Source organism: Amycolatopsis methanolica 239 (assembly GCF_000739085.1).
GTDB classification, from domain to species: domain Bacteria; phylum Actinomycetota; class Actinomycetes; order Mycobacteriales; family Pseudonocardiaceae; genus Amycolatopsis_E; species Amycolatopsis_E methanolica.
Window position 1 is genome coordinate 290,576 of record NZ_CP009110.1, and the last position, 21,556, is coordinate 312,131.

The 21,556-nt window shown below is 71.1% G+C and carries 26 protein-coding genes and 2 tRNA genes; 14 read left to right on the forward strand and 14 right to left on the reverse strand.

The window, feature by feature from the left end; translation table 11 throughout:
• Positions 1-40: 40 nt before the first annotated feature.
• The 3 genes from AMETH_RS01415 to AMETH_RS01425 form a co-directional block, all read right to left on the reverse strand.
• Positions 41-847, reverse strand: a complete 807-nt coding sequence (locus tag AMETH_RS01415) for a SigB/SigF/SigG family RNA polymerase sigma factor (RefSeq protein WP_017986240.1) — start codon at positions 845-847, stop codon at positions 41-43.
• Positions 844-1,278 carry an ATP-binding protein gene (locus AMETH_RS01420; RefSeq protein ID WP_026153703.1) on the reverse strand — a complete coding sequence of 145 codons (435 nt, stop codon included), beginning with the start codon at positions 1,276-1,278 and terminating at the stop codon, positions 844-846. Before AMETH_RS01420 ends, AMETH_RS01415 begins: the two co-directional genes overlap by 4 nt.
• Before the next feature lie 118 nt (positions 1,279-1,396).
• A complete protein-coding gene (locus AMETH_RS01425) occupies positions 1,397-2,452 on the reverse strand; it encodes an Rv2629 family ribosome hibernation factor (RefSeq protein ID WP_017986242.1) in 1,056 nt (351 codons plus the stop codon).
• A gap of 54 nt (positions 2,453-2,506) precedes the next feature.
• Here AMETH_RS01425 and AMETH_RS01430 point away from each other — a divergent pair, with 54 nt between their 5' ends.
• On the forward strand, positions 2,507-3,271 hold the full coding sequence (locus AMETH_RS01430) for a sulfite exporter TauE/SafE family protein (RefSeq protein WP_017986243.1): 765 nt from the start codon (positions 2,507-2,509) through the stop codon (positions 3,269-3,271).
• Here the strand turns inward: AMETH_RS01430 and hisC are convergent.
• Complete coding sequence (gene hisC, locus AMETH_RS01435) at positions 3,261-4,313, reverse strand: histidinol-phosphate transaminase (protein ID WP_017986244.1); 1,053 nt, start codon at positions 4,311-4,313, stop codon at positions 3,261-3,263. The two genes, AMETH_RS01430 and hisC, sit on opposite strands and share 11 nt — an antisense overlap.
• Positions 4,314-4,416: 103 nt before the next feature.
• Here hisC and AMETH_RS01440 point away from each other — a divergent pair, with 103 nt between their 5' ends.
• From AMETH_RS01440 to AMETH_RS01460, 5 genes are all read left to right on the forward strand, one after another.
• Complete coding sequence (locus AMETH_RS01440; protein WP_017986245.1) at positions 4,417-5,043, forward strand: dienelactone hydrolase family protein; 627 nt, start codon at positions 4,417-4,419, stop codon at positions 5,041-5,043.
• 12 nt (positions 5,044-5,055) lie between these two features.
• Complete coding sequence (locus AMETH_RS01445) at positions 5,056-7,023, forward strand: acetoacetate--CoA ligase (RefSeq protein WP_223843029.1); 1,968 nt, start codon at positions 5,056-5,058, stop codon at positions 7,021-7,023.
• 23 nt (positions 7,024-7,046) lie between these two features.
• Positions 7,047-8,753, forward strand: coding sequence for a phosphatidylglycerol lysyltransferase domain-containing protein (locus AMETH_RS01450; RefSeq protein ID WP_017986247.1), 1,707 nt, complete (start codon positions 7,047-7,049; stop codon positions 8,751-8,753).
• Positions 8,754-8,815: 62 nt separating this feature from the next.
• Positions 8,816-8,905: transfer RNA gene (locus tag AMETH_RS01455), tRNA-Ser, on the forward strand.
• A gap of 43 nt (positions 8,906-8,948) precedes the next feature.
• A tRNA-Arg gene (locus AMETH_RS01460) sits at positions 8,949-9,021 on the forward strand.
• Between the two features lie 102 nt (positions 9,022-9,123).
• Here AMETH_RS01460 and AMETH_RS01465 read toward each other — a convergent pair.
• Positions 9,124-9,720 (reverse strand): hypothetical protein, encoded by a 597-nt coding sequence (locus tag AMETH_RS01465; RefSeq protein WP_223843031.1) that lies wholly within the window; start codon positions 9,718-9,720, stop codon positions 9,124-9,126.
• On the opposite strand from AMETH_RS01465, the gene AMETH_RS01470 reads away from it, so the two are divergent.
• Positions 9,701-9,946, forward strand: coding sequence for an LbetaH domain-containing protein (locus tag AMETH_RS01470; protein ID WP_038531801.1), 246 nt, complete (start codon positions 9,701-9,703; stop codon positions 9,944-9,946). The genes AMETH_RS01465 and AMETH_RS01470 overlap by 20 nt on opposite strands.
• 77 nt (positions 9,947-10,023) lie before the next feature.
• On the opposite strand, the gene AMETH_RS42325 is transcribed toward AMETH_RS01470, so the two are convergent.
• The 6 genes from AMETH_RS42325 to AMETH_RS01485 all read right to left on the reverse strand — a co-directional run bounded on the left by AMETH_RS42325 (position 10,024) and on the right by AMETH_RS01485 (position 13,695).
• The gene (locus tag AMETH_RS42325; RefSeq protein WP_364139264.1) at positions 10,024-10,203 is read right to left on the reverse strand and encodes a hypothetical protein; all 180 of its coding nucleotides are present in this window, start codon (positions 10,201-10,203) and stop codon (positions 10,024-10,026) included.
• A gap of 20 nt (positions 10,204-10,223) precedes the next feature.
• Positions 10,224-10,772 (reverse strand): AMP-binding protein, encoded by a 549-nt coding sequence (locus AMETH_RS35445; protein WP_017986252.1) that lies wholly within the window; start codon positions 10,770-10,772, stop codon positions 10,224-10,226.
• Between the two features lie 244 nt (positions 10,773-11,016).
• Positions 11,017-11,280, reverse strand: coding sequence for an AMP-binding protein (locus tag AMETH_RS35450; protein WP_017986253.1), 264 nt, complete (start codon positions 11,278-11,280; stop codon positions 11,017-11,019).
• Positions 11,281-11,292: 12 nt separating this feature from the next.
• The gene (locus tag AMETH_RS41275; protein ID WP_267283467.1) at positions 11,293-11,421 is read right to left on the reverse strand and encodes a hypothetical protein; all 129 of its coding nucleotides are present in this window, start codon (positions 11,419-11,421) and stop codon (positions 11,293-11,295) included.
• 61 nt (positions 11,422-11,482) lie between these two features.
• Entirely contained in the window at positions 11,483-12,523 is a 1,041-nt protein-coding gene (locus tag AMETH_RS01480; protein WP_017986255.1) for an LLM class flavin-dependent oxidoreductase, read from the reverse strand.
• Between the two features lie 32 nt (positions 12,524-12,555).
• Entirely contained in the window at positions 12,556-13,695 is a 1,140-nt protein-coding gene (locus AMETH_RS01485; protein ID WP_017986256.1) for a cytochrome P450, read from the reverse strand.
• A gap of 89 nt (positions 13,696-13,784) precedes the next feature.
• Here AMETH_RS01485 and AMETH_RS01490 point away from each other — a divergent pair, with 89 nt between their 5' ends.
• From AMETH_RS01490 to AMETH_RS38935, 6 genes are all read left to right on the forward strand, one after another.
• Positions 13,785-14,864 carry a TetR/AcrR family transcriptional regulator gene (locus AMETH_RS01490; protein WP_017986257.1) on the forward strand — a complete coding sequence of 360 codons (1,080 nt, stop codon included), beginning with the start codon at positions 13,785-13,787 and terminating at the stop codon, positions 14,862-14,864.
• Complete coding sequence (locus tag AMETH_RS01495; RefSeq protein WP_017986258.1) at positions 14,861-16,351, forward strand: MFS transporter; 1,491 nt, start codon at positions 14,861-14,863, stop codon at positions 16,349-16,351. The genes AMETH_RS01490 and AMETH_RS01495 overlap by 4 nt, the downstream gene beginning before the upstream one ends.
• Positions 16,352-16,598: 247 nt before the next feature.
• Positions 16,599-17,267 (forward strand): SDR family oxidoreductase, encoded by a 669-nt coding sequence (locus AMETH_RS01500; RefSeq protein ID WP_267283468.1) that lies wholly within the window; start codon positions 16,599-16,601, stop codon positions 17,265-17,267.
• A gap of 37 nt (positions 17,268-17,304) precedes the next feature.
• Positions 17,305-17,634: a putative quinol monooxygenase gene (locus AMETH_RS01505; protein WP_017986260.1), complete on the forward strand. Its 330-nt coding sequence runs from the start codon at positions 17,305-17,307 to the stop codon at positions 17,632-17,634.
• Positions 17,631-18,812 (forward strand): CaiB/BaiF CoA transferase family protein, encoded by a 1,182-nt coding sequence (locus AMETH_RS01510; RefSeq protein WP_017986261.1) that lies wholly within the window; start codon positions 17,631-17,633, stop codon positions 18,810-18,812. The genes AMETH_RS01505 and AMETH_RS01510 overlap by 4 nt, the downstream gene beginning before the upstream one ends.
• Positions 18,813-19,008: 196 nt before the next feature.
• Complete coding sequence (locus tag AMETH_RS38935; RefSeq protein WP_209436839.1) at positions 19,009-19,275, forward strand: hypothetical protein; 267 nt, start codon at positions 19,009-19,011, stop codon at positions 19,273-19,275.
• A gap of 386 nt (positions 19,276-19,661) precedes the next feature.
• Here the strand turns inward: AMETH_RS38935 and AMETH_RS01520 are convergent, their stop codons facing one another.
• Positions 19,662-20,252 carry an ImmA/IrrE family metallo-endopeptidase gene (locus AMETH_RS01520; RefSeq protein ID WP_017986263.1) on the reverse strand — a complete coding sequence of 197 codons (591 nt, stop codon included), beginning with the start codon at positions 20,250-20,252 and terminating at the stop codon, positions 19,662-19,664.
• Entirely contained in the window at positions 20,249-20,623 is a 375-nt protein-coding gene (locus tag AMETH_RS01525) for a helix-turn-helix domain-containing protein (RefSeq protein ID WP_017986264.1), read from the reverse strand. The genes AMETH_RS01520 and AMETH_RS01525 overlap by 4 nt, the downstream gene beginning before the upstream one ends.
• Positions 20,624-20,742: 119 nt before the next feature.
• Here AMETH_RS01525 and AMETH_RS01530 point away from each other — a divergent pair, with 119 nt between their 5' ends.
• The gene (locus AMETH_RS01530; RefSeq protein WP_017986265.1) at positions 20,743-20,964 is read left to right on the forward strand and encodes a DUF2188 domain-containing protein; all 222 of its coding nucleotides are present in this window, start codon (positions 20,743-20,745) and stop codon (positions 20,962-20,964) included.
• Here the strand turns inward: AMETH_RS01530 and AMETH_RS36275 are convergent.
• Positions 20,888-21,529, reverse strand: coding sequence for an MFS transporter (locus AMETH_RS36275; RefSeq protein ID WP_081617644.1), 642 nt, complete (start codon positions 21,527-21,529; stop codon positions 20,888-20,890). The genes AMETH_RS01530 and AMETH_RS36275 overlap by 77 nt on opposite strands.
• Positions 21,530-21,556 lie beyond the last annotated feature (27 nt).

Below are 21,556 nucleotides of genomic sequence, written 5' to 3' on the forward strand. Positions count from 1 at the left end.
ATCACCGGTTACCCTGCGAAGCGCTCCGCAAAACCGCTGGTCACAGCTCCCCGTCCTGCTCGGTGAGCCCGTCGCGCAGCCGCTGCAGGGTGCGGGCGAGCAGCCGCGACACGTGCATCTGCGAAACGCCGATCCGCTCCGCGATCTGGGTCTGCGTCATGTTGTGCACGAACCGCAGGCCGAGGATCTTCCGCTCGCGCTCGGGCAGCTCCTGGATCAGCGGCAGCAGCGCCTCGTGGTTCTCGACGCCCTCCAGGCCGGCGTCCTCCTCACCCAGCGTGTCGCCGAGCGCGAGGTTCTCGGTGTCGCCGGACAGCACCTCGTCCAGCGACATCGAGTGGTAGGCGTTACCCGCTTCCAGGCCCTCGTAGACCTCGTCCTGGCTCACGCCGAGGTGGCTCGCGATCTCGCTTGGCGTCGGCGCGCGGCCCAGCCGCTGCGCGAGCTCGGTGCTCGCGCTGGAAATCGACAGGTGCAGCTCCTTGAGCCGGCGCGGCACCCGCACCAGCCAGCCGGTGTCCCGGAAGTGGCGGCGCACCTCACCCATCACCGTGGGCACGGCGAAGGACAGGAAGTCCGAGCCGCGGCTGGCGTCGAACCGGTCCACCGCGTTGATCAACCCCACGGTGGCGACCTGGACCAGGTCCTCCTTCGCCACCCCGCGCCCGGAGAACCGCTGCGCGATGTGCTCGGCCAAGGGCAGGTGCCCCGTCACGAGCTCGTCGCGCAGGGCGGCGCGGCGGGGGGCATCGGCCGGCAGGCTCGCCAGCTCGTCGAACAGCGGGGCCAGGTGGCCGTATTCGTTCGACGATGTGGGTTGTGTCGGCTCGGTCCGGGAACCGGTCACGCGCCTGCCCCTGGGACGTCCACGACGACACGTCGCTTGGCGAGTTCGATGTCCACCTGGTGGCCCTGGCCGTTCGACTTCACGTGCGCGTCGACGGAGTCCGTGAGCGTGCTCAGGACCCGCCAGCCGAACGACTTGGTGCTCGGCGCGCTGTCGTTGTCCGACAGCACCGTGCCCTGGAACCGCAGTTCGTCGTCCTCGACGACGAACCGGCAGCGCATGGTGGAGCCCGGCAGTGCCCGGGTGATCAGCGTCGAGCACGCTTCGTCCACTGCCAGCCGCAGGTCGGCGATCGAGTCCAGGTCGAAGTCGGCGCGGGTGGCGAGCGTCGCCACCACCGACCGGACGATCGGCAGGTGTGCCAGGTCGGCACCGAGCCAGAGTTCGATCTCGTTCTGCGCGCGCAGGGACGGTGGCTCCCAGTCCGTCACGTTCACCTCACCGTCGTTCGAGTGTTGCTTCGGAACCATCATGCCTCGAACGAGGGAAGTTCGCTCGGTACGGTTACCGTCCGGAAGCATTCCGTAGCTGGTGTTATGGCTGTACTCCTCACCGATGGCGCAAGATCGCGCCGAACCCCTCGACGAGCTCCTCGTCGACGTGCACCAGGTCCGCGTCCACGGCGATCGCCGCGGCGGGGACCGCCTCGTCGGCCCGGCACCGGTGGATCTCCGTGACGCCGTAGGCTTTCAGCTCCTCCTCATCCAGCGCGATCTGCGCCGGGGTCGGCCCCGTGCACACCATGTCCTCACCCGGATCGCCGACGAGCAGAGTCTCCACATTGGCCTCGCGCAGCGCGGCCGTCACCGCCTCGAGCCCTTGCACCGCAAGGCCGTCCGGCTGGTTCAGCGCGCCGCGGAACTGCTGGACGACATCGTTCAGGCCGCTTTGCCGGACCGCTTCGGCCAGCTCGTCGGCGACGTCGGAGTGCGTGGCCTCGCGCGCGATCGACTTCGCGGCCTCGGGCAGTTCGTCGATCACGGCCTTGCGGCCCTGCACCTCGCCGGCCACCACGATCAGCTGCGCGTGCGCCTGCTCGGCCAGGCGGGCGACCACGCCCGCGATGTCGGCGACGTTGTGGCGCTTCACCTCCTCAGTGCGGTGCTGCATGCGGTGGTGCGCCTCACCGCCGCCGCGGGTGTGGTGCACCGGGTGCTCCTGGCCGCTGACCTCCTCCGCGGCCATCTCGTCGCCGTGCTCGTCGAAGGCCTTGACGGTCGCGCTCACCTGGTCGACCTCGGCGACCACGTGCGGCAGCGCCAGCTCGCCGTACCGCGCCAGCGGCAGCAGGTAGGGCAGGTCGGAGACCCGGGCGATGGTGCTCGCGGGCGGGCTCGGCAGGTGCTCGTCGACCAGGACCCGTTCGCCCGCGGCCAGCAGCGCGCGGCCGCTGCGGCCGGTGGCTCGCGGGCCGTCCAGGATCGCGCTCTCCAGCGCGCTCACCGCGCCGTCCGGGGCGTGCTGCGCGGTCAGCGCGTCCTTCAGCTCGCGCCACTTGAGCTCGAGTTGTTTCTCGGCGTCCTCCGTGTCGTGCGAGTCCTCGAAGTAGACGGACGTGAACGGACCGGTCTCGGTAACCAGCGGGCGCAAGGTCGTCGTGTCCATGCCCGCTTCTTACCCGTCGGTTCGCGCCGTGAAACGCCACGGTTTGATGGGGTCATGGAGTGGTGGGAGGCGTTGGTCGTGTTCCTGGCCGGGATGTGGGCGGGCACGATCAACACGGTCGTCGGGTCCGGCACGCTCGTCACGTTCCCGGTGCTGGTCGCGCTGGGTTACTCGCCGGTGACCGCGACGACGTCGAACGCGATCGGGCTCGCGCCGGGCACGATCAGCGGCGCGATCGGCTACCGGCACGAGCTGACCGGCCAGGGCAGGCGGGTCGCGCGGTACGCGGTGCCGTCGGCGCTCGGCGCGGTGTGCGGCACGGTGCTGCTGCTTTCGCTGCCACCCAACGCGTTCGAGACGGTCGTGCCGGTGCTGGTCGGGCTCGCCGTGGTGCTGGTGATCGTCCAGCCGAGGGTGTCCGCGTGGGTGGCGCGCCGTCGCGAGCCGGGCGGGGACGGCGGCTCGCACGGCGGCCTGGTGCTGTTCCTGATCTTCCTGGTCGGGATCTACGGCGGTTACTTCACCGCGGCACAGGGCGTCATGCTGATGGCGTTCATGGGGATGCTGCTCACCGACCCGCTGCAGCGGCTCAACGGGATCAAGAACGTCCTCTCCGCCGTGGTCAACGTGGTCGCCGGGATCGTCTACGCGTTCATCGCCCCGGTCAGCTGGCCGGTGGTGGCGCTGCTCGCCGTCGGGTCCACGCTCGGCGGGCAGATCGGCGCCAAGATCGGGCGCCGGCTGCCCGCGCCGGTGCTGCGCGGCGTGATCGTCGTGGTCGGCATCGCCGCGATCGTGCAGCTGGTGGTCAACGGCTGAAGCCGCGCGCCGCCTGCAGGAAGGCCTCGTTCTCCTCGCGGGTGCTGATCGTGACGCGCACGCCGTCGCCGGCGAAGGCCCGCACGACCACCTTGTTCGCCAGCGCGTGCTCGGCGAACTCGAGCGCGCGGTCGCCCAGCGGCAGCCACACGAAATTGGCGTGCGTCTCGGGCACCTCGTAGCCGAGGGCGAGCAGTTCGTCGGCGACGCGCTGCCGCTCGGTGACGATCGCCGCGCACCGCTCGCGCATCTCGTCCTCGGCGTCGAGCGAGGCCAGCGCGGCGATCTGCGCCAGCGAGTTGACGCTGAACGGGATGTAGACCTTGCGCACCACCTCGGCCAGCTCGGCCGGGCCGACCAGGTAGCCGACGCGCAGCCCGGCCAGGCCGTAGGCCTTCGAGAAGGTCCGCAGCGCCACCACGTTGTCGCGGGTGCGCGCGAACTCCATGCCGTCCGGCACGTCCGGGTCGGTGACGAACTCGCGGTAGGCCTCGTCCAGCGCGACGACCACGTGCGGCGGGACCTGGTCGAGGAAGCGCACCAGCTCCTCGTGGCGGTTCGCGGTGCCCGTCGGGTTGTTCGGGTTGCAGACGAAGATCAGCTTCGTCCGCGGCGTGATGGCGGCGAGCATCGCGTCCAGGTCGTGCGTGTGCGTGGCGTCCAGCGGCACCTTCACCGACGTCGCACCGGCGATCTGGGTGACGATCGGGTACGCCTCGAACGAGCGCCACGCGAACAGGACCTCGTCACCGGGCGCGCACAGGGCCTGCGTGAGCTGCTGGCACAGCGCGACCGAGCCGCAGCCGACCGCGATGCGCTCCACCGGGAAGTCGTACTTGCGCGCCAGCCGGTTCGCCAGCGCCGTCACCCCCATGTCCGGGTAGCGGTGGACGTCCGCGGCGGCGTCGGCGATCGCGGCGCGCACACTCGGCAGTGGGCCGCCCGGGACCTCGTTGCTGGCGAGCTTGATCGCACCCGGCACCGTCCGCCCGGCGACATAGGCGGGCAGCGAGCCGAGATCGGGACGGGTACGCACGGACATGGCGGGCACTCCTTCGGTCGAACGCGCTGCTGCCACGTTATCCCGAACACTTGATCGCGATCGGTGTTGACTCCCGTTCACCCGGGGATGGTTGAGTAGTGCGATGACGCAGACGCACACCTCGCACTACGAGCGGACCGACGGCCGGGCGATCGAGCTGACGTTCGCCGAACCCGAGAACGTCGTCCGCGGTGGGCTCGTGGTGCTGCACGAGGTCGGCGGGATCACCGACGGGGTGCGGTTGCTGATCTCGAGCCTGGCCGCGGAGGGCTGGCTGGCCGCCGCACCGCACATCGACGACACGCCTACGCCGGACAGCGTCCTGGCCGCCACCGACATCGCGCTGGCCTGGCTGGTCGAGCGCGGCGTGCAGGCCGACCTGCTCGGTGTCGTCGGCTTCGACCTGGGCGGCACGGCCGCGCTGCTGGTCGCCGCCAACCGGAAGCTGGGCGCGGCGGTCAGCGTCGGCGGGCACCGCGTCGCCGAGAAGCCGGGGCTGGTCGACATCGCGCGTGAGCTGGTCAGCCCGTGGCTCGGCCTGTACGGCGACGCCGGTGACGAGCTGGGCGCCGCTGAGGTCGAGAAGCTGCGCGAGGCCGCCGCCGAAGCCCGGGTGGCGACGAACGTGGTCCGCTACCCGGGCGCCAACCACCGGTTCGACGCCGACCCGCAGGCCGCGGTCGAGGCCTGGCAGCGGACGTTGAGCTGGTTCGACGCCCACTTGCGCTAATACGCTCCCGGGGTGACCACCGATGTTGCTGACACCCCGGAAGTGTTGTGGCGGCCGGACCCGGAGCGGGTCGCCGCGAGCAGGATCCAGGCGTTCCGCGACTGGCTGCGCGCGGAGCGCGACGTGTCCCTCGACGACTACGACGAGTTGTGGCGGTTCTCGGTCGACCGGCCCGCGGACTTCTGGGGCGCGGCGGCGGAGTTCCTCGGCATCCGCTGGCACGCCCAGCCGAGCGCGGTCCTCGGCGACGCGCGCATGCCCGGTGCGCAGTGGTTCCCCGGCGGCACCCTCAACTACACCGAGCACGCCCTGACCGGCGCCGACGACGACCTCGCGGTGATCTTCCGCCGCGAGGACGGGCTGTCCGCCCGCCTCACCTACCGCGAGCTGCGCGAGCAGGTGGCCGCGGCGCGGGCGGCGCTGGTCGAGCTCGGTGTCGGCCGCGGTGACCGCGTCGTCGCGCTCGCGCCGAACTGCCCGCAGACGCTCGTCGCGTTCCTGGCCACCGCGAGCCTCGGCGCGATCTGGTCGTCCTGCTCGCCGGACTTCGGCGTCCGCGCGATCAGCGACCGGTTCGCCCAGATCGAGCCGAAGGTCCTGGTCGCGATCAACGGATACGTCTACAACGGACGGTCCTTCGACGTCCGGCCGACGGTCGAGGAGCTGCGCGAGCGGATCCCGTCGCTGACGGCGACCGTCCTGGTGGACTACGCAGGCGGCGGCACGGTCAACAGCGCGCTTGCCTGGGACGCGCTGCTCGACCGGCACACCGGCGCGGAGATGGCGTACGAGCCGGTGCCGTTCGACCACCCGCTGTGGGTGCTCTACTCGTCCGGCACCACCGGCCTGCCGAAGGGCATCGTGCAGGGGCACGGCGGGATCGTGCTGGAGCACCTCAAGGCGACCATGCTGCAGATGGACCTCGGGCCGGGTGAGAAATTCTTCTGGTTCACCACCACCGGCTGGATGATGTGGAACTTCCTGATCGGCGGGCTGCTGGCGCGCTCGACGATCGTGATGTTCGACGGCAGCCCGGGGCACCCGGACCTGAACACGTTGTGGCGGCTGGCGGCCGAGGAGCGGATCACGTACTTCGGCACGTCCGCGCCGTTCGTCCAGAGCTGCCTCAAGGCCCGGATCCGCCCGGCCGCTTCGTTCGACCTGTCGGCGTTGCGGGCTTTGGGGTCGACCGGCGCGCCGCTGTCCGACGACGGCTTCCGCTGGATCGCCGACGAGGTCGGCCGGTCGGTGCAGATCTGCTCGGTGTCCGGCGGCACCGATCTGTGCGCTGCGTTCGTCGCGGCCGCGCCGGACGTACCGGTGTGGCTGGGCGAGCTGTCCTGCCGGGCGCTCGGAGCCGCGGTGACGGCGTTCGACGAGGACGGCCGTGAGGTGGTCGACGAGGTCGGCGAGCTGGTGGTGACCAAGCCGATGCCGTCGATGCCGGTGTTCTTCTGGAACGACGAGGACGGGTCGCGACTGCGCGAGGCCTACTTCGACATGTACCCGGGCGTGTGGCGGCACGGCGACTGGATCCGGATCACGCCCCGCGGGTCGGCGGTGATCTACGGCCGCAGCGACTCCACGCTCAACCGCGGTGGCGTGCGGATGGGCACCGCCGAGTTCTACCGCATCGTCGAGGGCTTCGACGAGATCGCCGACTCGCTCGTCATCGACACCACGCGGGCCGGGAATACCGACGGTGAGCTGCTGTGTTTCGTCGTGATGGCGCCCGGGGCGGATCTTGCCGCGGTCGAGCCGGAGCTGCGCGCACAGCTGCGGCGCGGCCTCTCGCCGCGGCACGTACCCGATCGGTTCATCGAGGTGGCGGAGGTGCCCCGGACGCTGAACGGTAAGAAGTGCGAGGTGCCGGTCAAGAAGATCCTGACCGGGGTGGCGCCGGAACGGGCGGTCAGCCGGGACGCGCTCGCCAACCCGGGGGCGCTCGAACCGTTCGTCGACATGGCCAGGGGGAGTTAGGGGGCAGGGTGTCCGGGAGGACGTTGGCCGGGGAGCGGCCGGCCGTCTGGCGCGTCACGGGCGCGGCGTCGGTCGCGGCGATCACCTGGGTGACCAGGCTGGTCGGACTGCTGGCGGTGATCTCGGTCGTCCTGCCTGCCGGGCGGCGCGGCATGCGCGGGCACGTCGCGGTGTGGCTCGGGCTGCCCCAGGAGGCGACGACGGCCGCGGCCGCCGTCGTGCTGGCCGTGGGGGTGCTGCTGATCATGCTCGCGTCCGGGCTGAAGCGCCGCAAGCGCCGGGCCTGGCAGCTCGCGCTCGCCGCCAGCGTCGTGCTGGCGGTGTCGCACCTCGGGATGCAGCACGTGTTCGGCGCCGGGGTGGTGGCGGTCGCGCTCGCCGTGACGCTGGTGCTGAACCGGCGGCACTTCGTGGCGCTGCCCGACCCGGTGACCGGGAAGTGGGTCGCGGTGCGGGTGTTCCTGCAGCTGCTGGTGGCCGGGTTCGTAATCAACGTCGCGCTGCTGTCGGTGGCGCCGTCGCGGTTCATGGCGCCCCTGTCGTTCCCGGACCGGATGGCCGAGGCGGCGCTGGCGCTGTTCGGCGTCAGCGGCCCGGCCGAGTTCCACGTCGAGTGGATGGACGACCTGACCGCGACGGTCGGGTTGCTGTTCGGGCTGGGCGCGGTGCTGCTCGCCGCGTACTTCCTGCTGCGCTCGGCCGAGCCGGCACCGCAGCTGAGCGAGGACGAGAAGGCCCGGCTGAAGGCGCTGCTGGACAAGCACGGCGCCCGCGACTCGCTCGGGTACTTCGCGCTGCGCGACGACAAGTTCGTGGTGTTCTCCAAGACCGGCAAGGCGGCCGTGACGTACCGGGTGATCGCCGGCGCGGCGGTCGCGTCGGCCGATCCGCTGGGCGACAACGAGGCCTGGCCGGGCGCGATCGAGGAGTTCCTGGCGGTCTGCCGCCGGCACGGCTGGGTCCCGGCGGCGATGGGGTGCTCGGAACTGGGCGCGACCGCGTGGGCCCGGTACGACCTGGACGTGCTGGAGATCGGCGACGAGGCGGTCGTCGATGCGGACACGTTCACGCTCGAGGGCCGCGTGATGCGCGGGGTGCGCCAGGCGGTGGCGAAGACGAAGCGGGCCGGGTACGCGGTGCGCGTGCGGCGGTCGGAGGAGCTGGCCGAGGGCGAGTTGGCCGAGCTGGAGGCGCTGGCGGCGAAGTGGCGCGGGAGCGACACCGAGCGCGGGTTCTCGATGGCGCTGGGCCGGATGGGCGATCCCGGGTCGGTGCTGGTGACCGCCGAGCGGGACGGCGTGGTGCGGGGGCTGCTGCAGTTCGTGCCGTGGGGCAGTGACGGGCTGTCGCTGGACGTGATGCGCCGTGATCGCAGTGCGGACAATGGCATCAACGAGCTGATGATCTCGGAGCTGCTGCTGGCCGCGAAGGATCATGGTGTGAGGTACGTCTCGCTGAACTTCGCCGCGTTCCGGAAGCTGATGGAGCAGGGCAGGCGGATCGGGGCGGGCCCGGTGGCGCGCGCCTCGGCGAAGGTCCTGGGATGGATGTCACACTGGGTGCAGATCGAGACGCTGTACCGGTTCAACGCCAAGTTCCAGCCGGCGTGGGTGCCCAGGTACCTGGTGTACCCGGGCGTGCGCGAACTGCCACGCGTCGGGGTGGCCGTCTTCGAGGCCGAGGGTTTGGCCGGACGTTCCCCCAGGTTGCGGCGGTTGTTGCGCAGATGAGGGGGTCCTTTGCCGGCGCTCTGAGGGGCTGTGTACGCTATCTCAGCAGTGGTCGTGATCCGGGAGGCTTCGCCTAGTCTGGTCTATGGCGCCGCACTGCTAATGCGGTTGGGGGTAACCCCCCCTCCCGGGTTCAAATCCCGGAGCCTCCGCAAGGCACTCGGACCCCCGAGTGCTAGAGTGAAAACTGAACAAGCGCCCGTAGCTCAACGGATAGAGCATCTGACTACGGATCAGAAGGTTAGGGGTTCGAATCCCTTCGGGCGCGCGTCTGGTTGAGACAGCAAGACCACGAAGCCCCTCTGGAAACAGAGGGGCTTCGTGTTGTTCGGGGTACTGGAATAGGACCGCCTTGCGGCGGCCGTTCGCGTCACAGTCCTCTGTGTACTCGCCGGAAACCGGCGGGGGCGTCATCGGGACTGGAGGGCGTCCAGCGCCACGGCCTGCGCGAGCACCAGCCGGCGGTCCAGCGCCGGGTCGGTGACGCGCACCAGGTAGTGGTCCCGGAACCGGGTCTTCTTCTCGAAGCTGCCCACCAGTTGGCCGTCGCGGGCGAAGTCGAAGTGGTACTTCCACGGGAACGGGACGTCGCCAAGCCACGGGAGGAAACCCAGATGCGGCGGAACAGCGCCAGGGCCATGCTGCGCTCGCTGATCTCCACCGGCGGCAGGCCCGGCTGCTCCAGCCGCCACGTCGACCGCAGCAGCGACTTGCCGAACTGCTTGCCGAACACGCCGATCGGCTGCCCCTCGCCGGTCGTCACGTCGTAGGCGCTGGCCAGGTCGATCACCTTGCGAGCGCGGAACGCGGCGAGCACGTGCTGCTTGCTCTCGTCCGCGTAGAGGGTGACCTGCTCGCGGAAGGTCATCCGCTTCTGCTCGACGAACGCGACCAGCGCGCCGGGCCCGCCGTTGCCGTCGTCGGTGAAGACCTTGGGCGGTGACGGCGTGCTCAAGGGCTTGGACACCGACTACGTCCTCGGTGTCAGCAACGTCCTGGTACGGCGCAAGCTCGACGAGTTCGCGACCGAACTCGGCAAGGAACCCGGTATCGTCCTCCACCCGAGCACACGGGTGGAGAAGCGCGTCGCGATCGGGCCGGGTGGTGTTTTCATGCCCGGTGTCAACCTTCAGGAGTGCGCCTCGGTCGGGCGGCACGTCCCGGCATCGGGGGGATCGTCCTGCCCGACGTGACGGTCGATGAAGACGTCGTGATCGGAGCCGGCGCGGTCGTCACCAAGGACGTCCCGCCGCAGACCACCGTCGTGGGCTTACCCTCCCGGCCCCTGCGGCCGACGTGAGCGGTCAGCTGGGCTGAGACGCATGCCGCTGCCGCACGTCCACCGCGCCGTCCGTCGACGCGCGCAGGGGGCCTTCTGCAGCTTGCCCGTCGCGGTCTTCGGTAGTTCCGTCATCAGCTTGACGAAGCCGGGCACCATGTGGTTCGGCATGCGCTCGCGGCAGAACTCGGTCAGGGCGGACGCGTCGATCTCCCCCCGGGGTCCGGAATGACGCAGATCATCACCTCGTCCTCGCCGCCGGCGTCGTCGGTCTTCACGCCGACCGCGGCGCACTCCGCGACCCCCGGGTAGTGCGACACGGCCTGCTCGACCTCGTACGACGAGATGTTCTCGCCGCGACGGCGGATGCAGTCCTTGATCCGGTCGACGAAGTGCAGCCGCTCCTGCTCGTCGAGGAACCCGGCGTCCCCGGTGTGGAACCACAGGTCCCGCCAGGCCTCGACGGTCTTCTCCGGCATCTTGAAGTACCCGGCCATGAACGCGCCCGGAATCCGCCGCCGCACGACGATCTCGCCGACCGCGCTGGCGGGACGCAGCTGCCCCGTCTCCGCATCGGCGATCGCCAGCTCGAACGCGTCCAGCGCCGTCCCGGAGTTCCGGCCTGACGTCGGGTACGCGACCATGTTGCACTCGGTCATGCCGAACCCGCGCAGCACCTCGACGCCGAAGCGCCGTTCGAACTCCGGGGCGCCCTCGTCGGAGACCGGGATCGACAGCACCGCCGCGCAGCCCGTGGTCCAGATTGCCGTCCGAAGGCGGCTGGTGCAGCACGAAATCGGCCATCACGCCGAGCAGGTGGGTGATCGTCGCGCCGGTACGGCGCACCTCCGGGAGCCATCCCCGACGCGCTGAACCGCCTCGCCAGGTAGAAGTGGGCGCCCGCGAACAGCACCGCGCCGACCTGCATGAACAGGCCGTTCGCGTGGAAGAGCGGCAGGGCGGCGTACTCCTTGTCCGCCGCGGTCATCCGCAGGTGCGTCGCCGCACCGTCTCCAGGAGGTCGGCCTGGACGAACACCACGGCGGGCTCGGAGTTGGCCAGCTGGTGGCCGAGGAACTGCCCCGTCAGCTCCGGGTTGGGCGGCACGAAGATGGCGCCGATCAGGTTGGCGCCGAACAGCACCGCGAGGATCTCGGGCCGGTTCCCGGTGACGCACACGACGCGATCGCCCTTGCCGCAGCCGGCCGCGGAGAGCCAGCCGGCGACCGCGGCCGCCCTGTCCCACACGTCCCGGTAGGTTCAGGTCGTGCCGTCGAAGGACTCCACGAACACCTGTTCCGGATGCGCGGCGACGTGCTTGCGCAGCAGGCTCGGCAGATCCGTCCGGACGGCGTCCACCAGTGGCGAGCGGGAGCTGGCCGAAGTCACGAGTCTCGTCCTCGCGGGGCGTCGGTGACCGCGTTCCGGCAGACGATGCCCCAGTTTCAATTCACGCGGTAGCGTCGAACTCCGCCTGGACCTGGGGCAGCACCTTGGTGCCGAGCAGTTCGATCGCCGCCATCACGTGCTTCTGCGGCACCCCCGACCAGTCCATCTGCATGGCGTACCGGTCGGCGCCCACGAGCTTCCCGACCGTGATCAGGCGCTCCGCGACCTCGTTCGGGCTGCCGGTGAACAGCGACGACGCCCCGGCGGTGTACGCGTCGTACTCGGCGCGGGTCGGGACTGCCCAGCCGCGGGCCCGCGCGCCGTACTTCATGGTTTCCAGCCAGTATGGGTAGAACGTGTCCTTCGCGTCCTGCGACCTGCGCGCCACCAGCCCGATCGCGCTCATCGTCACGTGCTGCGCCGCGGGATCGTTGCCGGACACCTCGCTCGCCCGTCGGTACAGCTGCACCAGCGGCGCGAACCGCTCCGGGCGGCCGCCGATGATCGCGTACACGACGGGCAGCCCGAGCGCGCCGGCGCGGATCGAGGAGTCCTGGTTGCCTCCCGTGCCGACCGAGATGCGCAGGTGCTCGCCGTACGGCCGCGGCAGCACCCGCGCACCCCGCAGCGGCGCCCGGAACTTGCCCGACCACGTCACCGGGTCCTCGCGGTCCAGCGCCAGCAACAGGTCGAGCTTCTCCTCGAACAGCGCGTCGTAGTCCTCCAGATCCGCGCCGTACAGCGGGAACGACTCGATGAACGACCCGCGCCCCACCAGCAGCTCGGCCCGGCCGCCGCTGAGCTGGTCGAGCGTCGTGAACTGCTGGTACAGCCGCACCGGATCCTCGGTGCTCAGCACGGAAACGGCGGTCGACAACGTGATCTTCGAGGTCACGCTCGCCGCGGCCGCCAGCACCGTGGCCGGGTTGGAGATCGCGTACGAGTCGAGGTGGTGCTCGCCGAGGCCGTAGAACCCCAAGCCGAGCTCGTCGGCCAGTTTCATCCGCTCCAGCGTGTTGGCCAGCGCCGCGGAGACGGACAGCTGTTCGCCGGTGACCGGGTCGGCCGGGCGGTCACCGAAGCTGTAGATGCCGAGTTCCATGCCTCCCAAGCTAACCAGCGGATGATGACACGTCAACCAAATCGGACGACGAGGCTCGACAGCCGCCAGGTCCCCGGATCCGGCATGCGCTCGACCTTGACCGGTTCGAACTCCCGGGCCAGCAACGCGGTCAGTGCGACCTCGGTCTGCACCCGGGCCAGCGCGGCGCCGAGGCAGAAGTGCGGGCCGTGCCCGAATCCGAGGTGCCCGCCGCCGGGCCGGGTCACGTCGAAGCGGTCCGGAAACTCGAAGGCACGTGGATCCCGGTTGGCCGCCGCGACCGCCGCGACGATCGCCTCGCCCTCGCGGATCAGCACGCCCTCCAGCTCGACGTCCTCGCGCGCGTAACGCGGAATCGTCATCAGCGTCGGCCCGCACCAGCGGATCAGCTCGTCCACCGCGCGCGGCATGAGCCCCGGGTCGGCGCGCAGCGCGGCGAGCTGGTCCGGGTGCTCCAGCAGGGTGGCCACGGCGTTCGCGATGAGGTTCGCCGGCGTCTGCCCAGCCAGCACCAGGTGCCACACGAGCGTGACCATCTCGGTGTCACTGAGCCGGTCCTCGGCCCGGATCAGGTCGGCGAGCACGTCGTCACCCGGCTCGTCCCGGCGGCGGGCGATGGCGGCCTGCGCGCCGGCCATGATGCCAGGGATGGCGGCGGCGAACGCCGGGCCGTGGCCGCTGGCGACCGCGATGCCGTACTCGCGCCAGCGCGGGCGGTCCTCGCCGGGGATGTCGACCAGTTCGCAGATCACGTCCATCGGCAGCGGACGGGCGAAGTCCCGCAGCAGGTCGGCCTCCGCGGGCAGGTCGTCGAGCAGTCGTCCGACGAGCGGTTCGACGCGTGGCCGGAAGTCCAGCGCGCGGCGTGCGGAGAACGCGGGGGAGACCAGGCGCCGCAGCCGGGCGTGCTCCGCACCCTCCACTTCGGACATCGTGCGCATGTACGCGCGGCAGTGCTCGGGCACGTCCGGCCGTTGGTAGCTGTTCGCGGTCAGCTCGAAGCGCGGGTCGGACAGGACCGCTCGCGCGGTCTCGTGGCGGGTCGCGGCCCACACCGGGCCGAAACCGGGCGCGCCGACGCGGGCGAGCGGCGACTGCTCCCGCGCCCGGCCGTATGCGGTGAACGGGTCGGTCAGCACTTCGGGGTCGGTCAGGGAGATCTCGGGGACCACTCGCACTCCAGATGTTAAGTACAGATGTTCACATCATTTGAATGCGCACGATATCTTGGTCTCCGTCCGGATGGCAACGAGGAGGCTTCGTGGCGCGGCTGACCAGGGCGGAGACGCAGGAGCGCAACCGCGCGAAGGTGCTGGCCGCAGCGCGGGAGGAGTTCGCGGAGCGGGGCTTCCGGGACGCCAAGGTGGACGTCATCGCCGAGCGGGCGGAGCTCACGCGCGGTGCGGTCTACTCGAACTTCCCCGGCAAGCGGGCCCTGTACTTCGCGGTCCTGGCCGACCTCGCGACCCGCGCGGAGCCGTCCCCGCACAGCCGTCCCGGCACCGACGCCCGGTCCGCGGTCGGCTCGTTCGCCCGCGACTGGATCGTGCGGGACGCCGGCCTGGCCCGCGATCTGCCGTCCGAGGTGATGGCGGATGAGCGGGTGCGGCTGCCGTACGCGCAGCTCATGGAGCTCGGCGCGCTGCTGCTCGCCCTGGCGGTCGAACGGCTCGACCCGCCGGAGTCCCCGCCGGGCGCGCCGCCCGCGCGGTACGTGCGCCGGGCGCGAGCGGTGCTGACGTCGCTGCACGGCGCGCGGCAGCTCACCGTCGCGGCGCCCGGGTTCGTCGAGCCGTTCGACGTGATCAGCACCTGCGAACAGCTCGCCGAACTGCCGTTCAACGACTGGTGGGCGCCGCCGCAGGTGTCGCCGCAGCCGCGTCCCGCCGACGAACCGTGGGCGCCCGGCGAGGCCGTCGACCTGGTGCGCGGTGGGCCGGTCCGGCTCCCGTCCGACGGCGTCGTCGCGGTCCTCGGTCTGCACCGGCTCGCCGTCGTGGAGGAAGCGGTCCGGGCGGGGGCGGACGTCACGCTCGTGGCGGTCACCGGCGAACCGGCTGAACTGGGGCCGCTCGCGCGCCTGGTGATCACCGAGGTCGCCGCGTGCCTCCGGCAGGCGTTCCCCGAGGCCGCGTGGCCGGACCTGCGCGTTGTGTGCGACGAACGAGGGGAGCTGGCCGCGGCGGCCGGCGTGGCGGCGGTCAGCGATGCGACCGAGGTGGCGGTGCGCGTGGCCGGCGGCCGGATCGTCGCGCGTGCCGACGGGTTCGGCGCCTGCCATGCGGTGTCAGCAGGGAAACTTGCGCCCGCCGCCGCGGCCAACCACGATCGGTCCTCGTGACTACGGCGGAAACCTCGCTCCGGTACGGCCAGGCCGCCGGGCGCTGGGTCCTGTTCGCCACCGTCCTCGGGTCCGGTGTCACGTTCCTCGACGCCACGGTCGTGAACATCGCGCTGCCCAAGATCGGCACCGACCTGGAGGCGAGCACGGCTGGTCTGCAGTGGACGATCAACGGCTACACGCTCAGCCTCGCCGCCCTGATCCTGCTCGGCGGCTCCCTCGGCGACCGCTTCGGGCGGCGGCGGATCTTCGTGCTCGGCATCTCGTGGTTCGCGATCGCGTCGCTGCTCTGCGGGCTCGCGCCGGACATCTGGACGCTGGTCGCCGCCCGCGTGCTGCAGGGGATCGGCGGCGCGCTGCTCACGCCGGGGTCGCTGGCGATCCTGGAGGCGTCGTTCCACCCCGACGACCGGGCTAAAGCGATCGGGGCGTGGTCCGGGCTCGGCGGGATCGCCGGCGCGCTCGGACCGTTCCTCGGCGGCTGGCTGGTCGAGGTGGCGAGCTGGCGCCTGGTGTTCCTGATCAACGTGCCGCTCGCGGCGGTCGTCGTGCTGGTCGCGCTCCGGCACGTCCCGGAGACCCGCAACCCGGAGGCCGCGCGGCAGCTGGACTTCACCGGCGCGGCGATTGGCGCGCTCGGGCTGGCCGGGCTGAGCTACGGCTTCACGGCGTGGCCGTCGCTCGGCGCCGGCTCGCCGACCGTGCTGGCGGCGCTGGGCGTGGGGGTCGCCGGGATCGCGGCGTTCGTGCTGACCGAGCGGCGGTCGCGGCACCCGATGCTGCCGCTCGGTGTGTTCGCGTCGCGGGCGTTCACCGCGGCGAATCTGGTGACCTTCGCGGTGTACGCCGCGCTGGGCGGCGTGTTCTTCCTGGTCGTGCTGAACCTGCAGGTGGTCGGCGGGTACTCGCCGGTCGCGGCGGGGTCGGCGATGCTGCCGGTGACCGCGCTGATGCTCGTGCTGTCGGCGCGCGCCGGGGCGTTGGGGCAGCGGACCGGGCCGCGGCTGCCGATGACCGTCGGGCCGATCGTCTGCGCGGTGGCGCTCGTGCTGCTGTCCCGGATCTCGGCGAGTCCCTCGTACCTGACCGAGGTACTGCCCGCGGTCGTGGTGCTCGGGCTCGGTCTGTCGCTGACGGTCGCGCCGCTGACCGCGACCGCGCTCGGCGCGCTCGACGACCGGTACGCGGGCGTCGCCAGCGGCGCGAACAACGCGATCGCCCGCACCGCCGGGCTGCTCGCGGTCGCGGTGCTGCCGCTGGTCGCGGGCATCGGCGCGGGCAGCCTGACCGATCCCGCGGCGCTTGCGCCCGCCTACCGGACGGCCATGCTGGTGTGCGCCGGGCTGCTCGTCGCGGGCGCGGTGATCGCGTTCGCGCTCGTGCCCGGCCGCCCGAAGCCGACACCGGCCAGCCCGGTGAAGGTCCACTGCGCGGTGGCCGGCACCCCGCTGCACCCCGTGGAATGCCGCGAGCCCTCGGGTCGTTGACGGGTGTGCGAGGAAGGAGCGGGTATGAAGAGCAGGAATTCGCTCAGGTCGCTCAATTGCCAGCCGGGTTCGATCGTGGTCCGGCGCCGGGGCGCTCGTTCGTGATCAACAAGAACAACCCCCGGGTGAACGCCCGGCCGGGCTGAATTGTCCGGAAACAGGGTCCGTCCAGGGTCGACGGACCCTGTTCTTTTGTGCGATGTGCCGCTTATCGTGGCGATCGATGAACACTCGTGGAGCTGCTGTCATGGTCGGCGCTACCGGCGGGATCGGTGCGGAAGTTGCTGCCGCGCTGGCCGACCGGTACACGGTCTGGCTCGCCGGACGGGACGAGACCGCATTGAAGGAATTGGCCGGGACGTTGCCGGACGCGCATTGCTGGACGGTAGATCTGGCGGCCGATCCGGACATTTACGATAATTGCCCGGAATTGTCGTCGGTCGACGTGATAGTGCATTGTGCGGGTGTTTTCCAACTGGGTTCCGTCGCGGAAACCGATCCCGCCGTGTGGCGTGAGCTGTTCGCCGTGAACCTGTTCGGCGTCATCGGATTGACCCGGCTGTTGCTGCCCGCGCTGCGAGCCGCGCGGGGCCGGGTGATCCTGGTGAACTCCACGGCCGTCCTCGGCTCGCCCGCCAACCGGTCCGCCTACGCCGCCGGCAAGACGGCGCTGCGGGTGTTCGCCGAGGCGCTGCGCCGTGAGGAACTCCGGAACGGGGTGCGCGTCACGAACATCTACCCGGGGCGGGTCGCGACGCCGATGCAGCAGACCGTCCGCCGGATGGAGGGCGGGCGGTACGAGCCCGAGGGGTACCTCGATCCGTCGTCGGTGGCGGACGCGGTGCGATCCGTGCTGGACGCGCCGCGGAACACGCATCCGACCGAGCTCGTGATCGAGCCCGAATGGTGTCCGTGACCTTGCGGTCGCGGCCCGCATCCGGTGGTATGGCGGCATGAACCAGACGGACGCTGTCGTCGTGATCGCGACCATCGAGGCCGCGGAAGGCAAGGAGGCCCAGGTCGAGGAGGCGCTGCGGACCGCGGTGCGGGCGGTGCACCCCGAGCCGGGCTGTGAACGCTACGCACTGCACCGCGACGCGAAGTCGCCGACGACGTTCGTGATGGTGGAGAAGTGGGCCTCCGGCCCCGCGCTCGGCGCCCACGGCAAGGGCCCGGCGCTCGCCGAACTGAACGCAGCGCTCGACGGGCTGCTCGCGAAGCCGTTGGACGTGCAGCTGCTGACCCCGCTGCCGGACGGGGACGGCAAGCTGGGCGCGCTGTGAACCTGCCGCTCGCCGGGATCACCGTCGTCAGCCTGGAGCAGGCCGTCGCGGCGCCGTTCGCGACGCGCCAGCTCGCTGATCTCGGCGCCCGGGTGCTCAAGGTGGAACGCCCCGGTGGCGGCGACTTCGCGCGGCGCTACGACACGACCGTGCACGGCCAGTCCAGCTACTTCGTCTGGCTCAACCGCTCCAAGGAGTCGCTGACCCTCAACCTCAAGGACCCCCGCGGCCGGGAGGTCCTGGCGAAGCTGCTCGCCGGCGCGGACGTGTTCGTGCAGAACCTCGCGCCTGGTGCGGCGGCCCGTCTGGAGCTGGATCCGGCGACGCTCGCGCAGCGGTACCCGTCGCTGATCCCGTGCACGATCAGCGGGTACGGCACGGACGGGCCGTGGGCGGAGCGGAAGGCCTACGACCTGCTCGTCCAGTGCCAGACCGGCCTGGTGTCGCTGACCGGCACACCGGAGGGCGCGGCGCGGGCGGGGGTGTCGGTCGCGGACATCGCGGGCGGCATGTACGCCTACTCGGGCATCCTGACGGCCCTGTTCACGCGGGCCACGACCGGCCGGGCGCGGCCGGTGGAGGTGTCGTTGTTCGACGCGCTGTCCGAGTGGATGGGACAGCCGGCCTACTACACGCGCTACGGCGGCACGCAGCCGCCGCGGGTGGGCACCCAGCACGCGACGATCGCGCCCTACGGCGCCTACACCGCGGCCGACGGAAAGGACGTGCTGTTCTCGATCCAGAACGAGCCGGAGTGGGTCGCGTTGTGCTCGCGGTTCCTGCAGCGGCCCGAGCTGGTCGACGACCCGCGGTTCGCGACCGGCTCCGCGCGGGTGGCCCACCGGGACGAGCTGAACGAGATCGTGGCGGCGCGGTTCCGCGAGCTGGACAGCGACAAGATCATGGCCCTGCTGGATGACATCGGCGTGGCGAACGCCGGGGTGAACTCGGTGCACGAGTTCCTGGCGCACCCGGTGCTCGCCGAGCGGGACCGGTGGCGCACGGTGCCGATTCCCGGCGGGACGGTGGAGGCGCTGCTCCCGCCGGTGATCATGGGCGGGTTCGAGCCGCGGATGGGGCCGGTGCCCGAGGTGGGCGCGCACACCGACGCGATCCTCCAGGAACTCGGCCACGAGGCGGCGGCTGTGGAGCAGCTGCGTGCGGAGGGCGTGGTCTGACCCGCGGGGTTGCTGCCTGAGCCCCGGAGGCTGTTCTGTTCGCTGGCTGGGCCTGCAGCTGGGCGGCGATGCTGCTGCTGAGCGGCTGCACGTGGAAGGCGTGGTCTGACCCTGGGCCCGCGGAAGCTGAAGCCACAGCGCGTCGGAGGTGGGGGTGACCTGGATTGAGCCCCTCGTTCGTGGGGTACTCGCCGGTATGCGTCGCACGTTGCTCGGGATTTACCTGAACGACCACGTGGCCGTGGTGACCGCCGGGGTCGAGCTGGCCAGGCGCTTCGCCCACACCGAGGCCGACTGGGCAGGCAACGGCAAGCTCGACCGGCTCGCCGAGGAACTGGCCGAGGACCGCGACGCCCTCGTCGACATGATGCGCGCCCTCGGCGACCCTCCCGCCCCACCGGCCACTGGGCAGGGTGGCTCCTGGAGAAGGCGGGCAGGCTCAAGTTCAACGGCCGCCTGCTGAACCGTTCGCCGCTCAGCCGGGTCGTCGAGCTGGAGGGGCTCCGGCTCGGCGTCGAGGGCAAGGTCGCGGCCTGGCGCACCCTGCGTGCCCGCGCCGCCGTCGACCCGCGCCTGGACGCCGACCGGCTCGACGAGCTGATCGCGAACGGGCGCAGTCAGGCGACGCGGCTCGAACGCCTGCGCGCACGTGCGGTGGCCGAGCTGTTCGGCGAGGAAACCGACCAGGCCGCTTGACGACACCGGTCCGCGCGCCAGGATCCACGAGTTCTTCCCCTGTGGTTAACCCGTTTCGTCGCGTCGTGTGTTAGCCGCCTCCAATCAGTCCGCAATGGACAGTCGAGTTGTCCACAGATTGGTCCACCTGTGGATCGCTTTGTGGACAACCACTCAGGCGGGTTTGGCGTACCGCGCTTCGGCCTTGAACCGCGTTCGCGCGGCGATCCGGCGCGCGCCGCTCATGTTCATGCGCCACGTGGCCATCGCGACGCTGACCCGGAAGTGGTTGGCCACCGAGTGATCCGACCAGCCCTTGAACGCGGCGATCCGCGCGGCGTCGGTGGGGATGAGGAGCTCGCCGGACAGTTCGGCGGCCTCCTCCTCGATGCCCGCGACAGCGGAGCGGCAGCCGTTCTCGTCGGTCAGCGTTGGACCGAACGGGTGTTCCAGGAGCACGTGCGCCATCTCGTGCGCGATCGTGGAGCGCCTGCGGCGCATGGGGTGCACGTGGTTCTCGATGATCACGGCACCGCTCGGGTCGAGCGGGACCAGTGCGGCGGAGAACACGTGCGGGCGTTCTTCCGTCAGGTGCCGCACCGACTCCGCGGGCAGGAACGGGCTGCGCAGGTCGAACACCTCGATCCCGTACAGCTCGGCCAGTGCCCACGGGTCCAGCGGTGCGAAGACCTCGGTGCCCAGCTCGGCCCGCACCTCGAGGGCGAGTTCCCTGGCCTCCTTCTTGAAACCCCGGCGGAGGGTCATTTCGACTCCTTGTTCTTGGCGCGGATGTGTCGCATCGTCAGGCCGACCACGTCCAGCAGGTGCTGCTGGTCGGACTCGCTGAGTTCTTCCTCGGCCCGGAGCAGGGGCGCGAGCTGCGCTTCGAGCGAGGGCCGGCGGCGCCCGTCGGGCTGGCCCTCCGGCCACACCATGAACGTCTCGGCGGGCATCCCGAGCCACTGGACGAGCGCGATGAACCCGTCCAGGTCCGGCCGGTGGCCGTTGCCCATCCGGCTGACCAGGGACGCGCTCACCCCGGCCTCGGCCGCGAGCTGCCGCCACGACAAGCCGCGTGACTCTCGCTCCGCGTCGAGGGCCGCATAGAGCCTCCCCGTGTCCAGCCGTCCGCCCATATGGCACACCTCCGCGCTCCGTTCCGTCGCAGTTTTGCCGAACCGTTGCGGAGGTGCAACGGTGATGTACTATAGGAACAGTATTGCTCCAGTGCAACACCCGAGGAGGGAGAGGGATCATGTCGCGGACGGTGTACTGGGTCTCGCCGATGCTGGGCAGCTGGGACGTGAAGCGGGGCGAGGCCGTGCTGTCGCACCACGAGCGCAAGCGGGACGCGGTGCGCGCGGCCGCGAAGCGGGCGCGCGCCGACCGCCCGAGCGTGCTCAGGATCCAGCGGCGCGACGGGTCGATCGAGAGCAGACGGCTCTACGGCAACGATCCGCTGTCTGCTCCGGGTTGACTTCTCCCGCGGCCTGCCGCCGGGGGTGGGGTGGGTGGGCATGGGGTGGACGATAGGGGTGGGGTCTGACAATTCGGGGCGCTTCGTCGTGGCGCCTCACGAGGCCCTCCGCTCGGTGTCCCCTGTGGACAGTGCGGTTTCCACCTCCGCGCACAGGATTCGCGCGGCCACGCCGTTCCGGTGGCGCCAGTGCGGCCGCGGCTGTGGAGGCGGTCGGCGTGACGGCGGCGGCGCCTGCCGCGGCGATCACCCGCGAGGCCAGGGCGAGGCCGTAGTCCGGCGCGAGGGCGGTGATGGAGTTGCCCAGCACGAAGACGCCGAGCGCGGCCAGCAGGACGGTGCGCCGCGGCCAGTTCCCGGTCGCCGCGGCGAGCACCGGGGACAGCACGGCGTAGGCGATCGCGAAGACGGACACGAGCTGGCCGGCCTCGTCGACGCTGACGTCCAGCGAGCGGGCGAGTTCGGGTAGGACGCCGTTGACGACGAAGGCGTCCGTGCCAACCGCGAACGTCGCGATCGTCAGGGCGCCGATCCGCGCGGGCAGGCGGTGGGTGGTGGTGACCATGGCTTCTTAAACGGTACTGATCGGTTC